This is a genomic window from Streptomyces sp. LS1784, assembly GCF_020103755.1.
GTDB lineage: Bacteria > Actinomycetota > Actinomycetes > Streptomycetales > Streptomycetaceae > Kitasatospora.
In genome coordinates this window covers 1-4,614 of sequence record NZ_JAHSQD010000618.1, presented here as the reverse complement: position 1 = coordinate 4,614, position 4,614 = coordinate 1, and the positions used below count along the sequence as shown (strand labels likewise).

Annotated in this window: 5 protein-coding genes; 1 reads left to right on the top strand and 4 read right to left on the bottom strand. The window is 67.6% G+C overall.

Annotation, left to right across the window (positions count from 1 at the left end; all coding sequences use genetic code 11):
- Positions 1-151 precede the first annotated feature (151 nt).
- The 4 genes from KS423_RS39070 to KS423_RS39055 all read right to left on the bottom strand — a co-directional run bounded on the left by KS423_RS39070 (position 152) and on the right by KS423_RS39055 (position 3,525).
- A complete protein-coding gene (locus KS423_RS39070) occupies positions 152-685 on the bottom strand; it encodes a CbrC family protein (protein ID WP_224284481.1) in 534 nt (177 codons plus the stop codon).
- Between the two features lie 112 nt (positions 686-797).
- Positions 798-2,330, bottom strand: coding sequence for an ISKra4 family transposase (locus tag KS423_RS39065; RefSeq protein ID WP_224284480.1), 1,533 nt, complete (start codon positions 2,328-2,330; stop codon positions 798-800).
- Positions 2,331-2,402: 72 nt separating this feature from the next.
- Positions 2,403-2,933 carry a hypothetical protein gene (locus KS423_RS39060; protein WP_224284479.1) on the bottom strand — a complete coding sequence of 177 codons (531 nt, stop codon included), beginning with the start codon at positions 2,931-2,933 and terminating at the stop codon, positions 2,403-2,405.
- Positions 2,934-3,009: 76 nt separating this feature from the next.
- Positions 3,010-3,525 carry a hypothetical protein gene (locus KS423_RS39055; RefSeq protein WP_224284478.1) on the bottom strand — a complete coding sequence of 172 codons (516 nt, stop codon included), beginning with the start codon at positions 3,523-3,525 and terminating at the stop codon, positions 3,010-3,012.
- 263 nt (positions 3,526-3,788) lie between these two features.
- Here KS423_RS39055 and KS423_RS39050 point away from each other — a divergent pair, with 263 nt between their 5' ends.
- Entirely contained in the window at positions 3,789-3,932 is a 144-nt protein-coding gene (locus KS423_RS39050) for a hypothetical protein (RefSeq protein WP_224284477.1), read from the top strand.
- Positions 3,933-4,614 lie beyond the last annotated feature (682 nt).

Sequence of the window (4,614 nt, the reverse complement as noted above, 5' to 3'; positions counted from 1 at the left end):
TCTCCGGCAGTCCCGCCGCCCTCATCGACACCCGCACCACCCCCGCGACCACCTGCCCACGAGACGACCGCAGGAGCGATCATGCCGCAGTCAACCGACCCCGCGGCCCGAATTGAGCAACAGAGTCAAGGCGCGCTGGGCTGGGCCGTGGCTATGACGCGTCGGCGTAGGCGAGGTGGGTGCCACAGCTGGTGCAGCGGAAGAGCATCTCACTCGCGCCGTGACCGAGGTGGGTCAGGAAGTTCTCGAGCTGGGTTGCGTCGTGCCAGCCGTTCAGTCGAAGGTCTGCTCGAAGCTGGTCGAGTGCTTCGGGGTGGGCGGTGAGTTCGGTGTATCCGACCTCGCCGATGAAGGCGGCGGCGTCGTTGCAGTGGACGAGCCAGTGCGGATCTTGCCAGGCGTGGAAGCTGGGGGTGCGACGGGTGACCTGCTCCAGGGTCTCCGCGTCGACGCCGTCGAGTCCGAACGAGTCGGTGAAATCACCTTCGAATCGTTCGGCGGCGCTGCCGTCGGCAATGCACCAGGGACAGAACCGTCCGGTGACGTCCTGGGCCGTATAGAAGGTTGCGGTGTAAGTCCAGCCGGTGGCGCGCTCGCAGCAGGCGCAGGTCTCGGCGCTCTCGCGGATGGAGCCGCTGGCGACGGGGTCGGGGTGGTAGCGGAAGTAGGGCAGGTTGGTGCTCACTGTTGAGCCTGCCCCTGCAAGGAGGGGTCCGCCTCGACGCGGGTTGTCGATGCGTCGGTGGGCGCGCCTGTGGACCTCATGGGTGGCAGTCTGTCCGCAAGAGGGCCCGCGATCAAGCGGTGAGAGTGAAGCTCTGCTGGTCGGGGGTGGGGTAGAGGCGCTGGTGCTCGCTGGCGGCGTGGTAGCGCCAGTAGGAGTCGAGGTCGCCGTTGGCGACCAGGGTGCGGAGTCGCAGAACGGCTTCGGCTCCGTCGAGCCCCCAGCGGGCGCCAGTGATGTCGAGTCGGTCCGCGATCAGGTGGCGGCAGGCACCTTCGACTGCGCCGGTGGCGATCGGCCAGCCGCCTGCCAGGGCGGTGTCGTAGTGGAGTTGGTCGAGGTGGCCGGTCAGGTAGCGGTGGCAGGCATCGATGGCCTCGCGTCGGGCGGCGGGTAGTCGTTCCCGGTTGGCCTGGGCGGTCATTTCGTCGGCGGCGCGGGCGGCATGGCCTGCGAGGATCGCGGTCAGGTGGTCGGCCGCCCAGGCCTCGGCCTTGGTGGTGCCCGGTTTGTGGAAGGCGTGGGCGGCGGCCCAGACGTACTCGGCGACGTGCACGAAGTCCAGCAGCACGTGAACCGTGACGCCGCGTCGGACGGTCTCGGCCTTGATCAGGTCGAGCTGGTGGCGGGCGCCGTCGACCAGGACGACCCACGGCCGCAGGTGTTTCGGGTCGCGGGCCTCGGCCTGGTCGAAAGCGTCGGCGATGACCTGTTCGGGCGAGCGGACCAGCGAGGCGGTGCACCATTTGTTCTCGGCCCTCGGTCCCGGGCGGGAGGGGCGTTCGTCGCTTCGGCCGCCGGGCGGGTGGATCACGTCGTGCGGGCGTCTGGGAGTCGGGCGGATGTCGAAGACGTAGGCCACGGTTGCCATCCGCTTGCGGTTCGGCTTCTCGCCCGGCGCGAGCCGACCGCGATGCCCGCCGGCCGCTTTCGCGACGGCCCGACGGGTGGCCTCGCGCAGTGCCTCCGGGCGCATGACCACGCCCTTGCCGTCGACCTGGACCACCAGCGGCATCTCCCGGCTGCAGGGTACCGGTATCCGAGCTCGGTAGAAGGCGTCGACATCCACCGCCGCCGCGACCACGAGTTCTTCCAGCCGCCGCTTGCCGAGCACGTTTCCGCAGCGACGCTCGACCGCTTGGTGGGCCTGGTCGAACGAGCCGCGCACGGCTTCGGTGACCGCGAGTCGGCGTAAGCCGTTCGAGTGTCTGCCCGCCGGCAGGGAGAGAGCGGCGTCTGCTGGGTGAACGTTGCAGGCGCCGGGGCCACGGTGGGCGACCCGGGTGACCCGGACCAGCCCGAACACGGTGGCCAGCCATCGCTGGTGGCCCGGTTCCCGCCAGGGCCGCACGCGAGCGTCCGGCCCGACCACGACCGGGCCGTCGCCGGCACGGACCTGCCTCTCCTCGCGCTGGGCGCGAAGGTCCAGGTGGTCCTGAAGCAGCAGGCGGAGCAGGTCCCGCCCGGCCGCGTCGAGGTGTTCCTCCAGTTCGGCGTGGGTCCACCTGCTCGCGTCGCCGCCCGACAGGGTGCCTATCAGCGTCTCGAAGGCGCTCAGGGAGCGGGCAAAGGGGTCAGTGGTGTCATGAGTGTCGTACGGTGTCATCTCCAGGGCTCTTCCTGTCCTGCATCCGATACGGGTCGCACCTTCGAATGTAGAGACGGAAGAGCCCTGCTGTCAGCGGGAGTTGGGAGAGGCACCTGTCCGGCGGCGAGCCGGGGTGAACAGGCCAGGGGCGTCCTCGTCCAGCCAGCCCCGCTCCACCAGGCGCTTCAGCTTCGCCCGTGTGCCTTCGATCTTCCCCGTCTCGGCGGGCAGCCCGATCCTCGGCACGATCTGCTTCGCGCGCACCGGCCCCGGCGCATCGGCCACCACCTCCACGATGTCCCGGTAGAGCGACGGGAGCACGTCCACCCCCATGCCGGGCTGCCAGTTCGGCACCGTCAGCACCCCGATCACCTGCCGCTCGGCCCCCGCATACGGCGACACCAACACACCTTCGACTCGCGTCTCGCTCGCGTCCGCCGTGACCGCCGGTATCTCGGCGAGCACCTCGGCGACCGTCTCCCGAGCAATTCGCAGACGCTCCAACCCCTCGCGGGCCACACTCAACCGCCTGGACACCTCGGCGAGCTCGGCTTCCAGCGCCTCCACCCGCGTCCGGGCAGCCGCCTCGCGGGCTTCCAACTCTTCGAACAGCGACCCCATCGCACCGCTCCTCTCCCGCTACAACGGTAGAGACGGTCCGACCAGGACGGGAGTGGCTGTCCCACGGGGGCGCCGGCTACGGGCGGATGACGATGGTGCTGAGCGTGCCATCACCCCAGACCGTGGTACTCATCATCATCTGCCCGTCCAGGGACGCCACCGTGAACTCCGGGACGAAACGATCAGTGAAGAGGGTCGCGAAGCCACTCCGCAGCAAGTCCACCTCACTTCCCACCAGGTCCCACTCGTCGAGTAGTTGGACACGGAACCACACCTCGTACGGCTCATCGTCCGAATCGTCCCCGAGGCGCGCGCGGCCGAGCGCGAGCAGAAACTCGCGCTTCTCGTCGAAGAGCCCGAACTCCGCGGCCATTCGATGCCAGCCCGCGTTGACCTTGTCGGCGAAGTCCGAAGCACCCAGGTCGGCGACCTCGTCCGGGTGTGAGTCGAACCGTCCGTGCTCGGGCCCGGCGCTCGCAGGCGACACGTACTTCGGTAGCGGGGGCAGTCGTACCTCCCGCTGGACTCGTTCGACGAGTCGGAGCCCGGCGGAGGCGAGCAGGTCATCTATCTCAGCGTCAGTCAGAATCACGGCAGCACAGTAACCGCAGCTCATGCCACCCTGGCCGGAATTTCTGGCGATCCAACAGAAGCGCCTATCACCCCTTGATCGCAAGCTTCACTCGAAACGAGCCGCACCCTTCTCGAAGTCCTAATGACATATCAGATCACTTATGGCATCGACTAGTTGACGTCGATAGGGCTCGTCCAATCTGTCGGGAGTGATGGCCCGGTGACGGTTGGTCATGGCAGGATCAGTGCGGATCGACACCGTGTCGACCGGAAGGAGGAGACATGGCCGGGGACAGCAAGGAGACGGCGTCCGCCAAGGACAAGACTCCGTCTGGCAAGTACGCAGGCACTGAAATCAAGATCGAAGGCGAGGAGCACCTCATCATCCGAGAGGATGAGGTCCCGGTAGCCACCGACACCGAGTGATACGTCCACGCTTCGGCGCGGGCTGATCTTCGCCCGTACTGGAACGGAGTGCTGTCCAGCTATGAGAAGGGCCCCGCCGGTCGCTACCGGAAGGGCCCTTTCTGCTGCGTTTCCACAGACCGTAGGCTCACCCTCCACCGTCGCCGGATGGCTCTGTTCACGTCACGGAGCAGCGTTTCGACAGCAGTTCGGGAGTCAGCACCCGAGCCGGATACTCACGAGAACGGGCGTACCTCGGTGGTGACCGGCGCGATGCCGACTACCGCCCGCTCGGGACACAGGACAAAAGCGCTGGCTACGGGCGCAGGTGGCAGCCACCATCGCACCGTTGCCGGGCGCTGGCAGGTGACTCCCGTCCTCGTGAACATCGAGTCGTCCGGTCCGCAGGCGCCTCCCAGATCCGTGAACAACTGACTTCACGAACCGGGCTCTGGCTCAACTTCTGTGGAGCTCCGCCGTGTGTGTGCGGAGCCACCTCGGAGCAGATCTCTGACCTGCTGGTGTTCGTCTCCCGAGGTTCCGATGTACCCGGCCTCGGGCCGACACCACAGAAGTGATGCTGTTGGTGATCTTCATGAGTGACGGGTTCGAGTCCCGCCACCCGGTGGTTGGCACAGTTGCTGGAAGCGGGTGGTTGGGCCTGTTCGATGGTCGGCTGATCTGCCATCGTCACGGTGCTGGC

Excerpts from the sequence above, each read along its gene's own strand:
- KS423_RS39065 (WP_224284480.1), bottom strand. The coding sequence starts at position 2,330 with ATGACACCGTACGACACTCATGACACCACTGACCCCTTTGCCCGCTCC.
- KS423_RS39060 (WP_224284479.1), bottom strand. The coding sequence starts at position 2,933 with ATGGGGTCGCTGTTCGAAGAGTTGGAAGCCCGCGAGGCGGCTGCCCGG.
- KS423_RS39050 (WP_224284477.1), top strand. The coding sequence starts at position 3,789 with ATGGCCGGGGACAGCAAGGAGACGGCGTCCGCCAAGGACAAGACTCCG.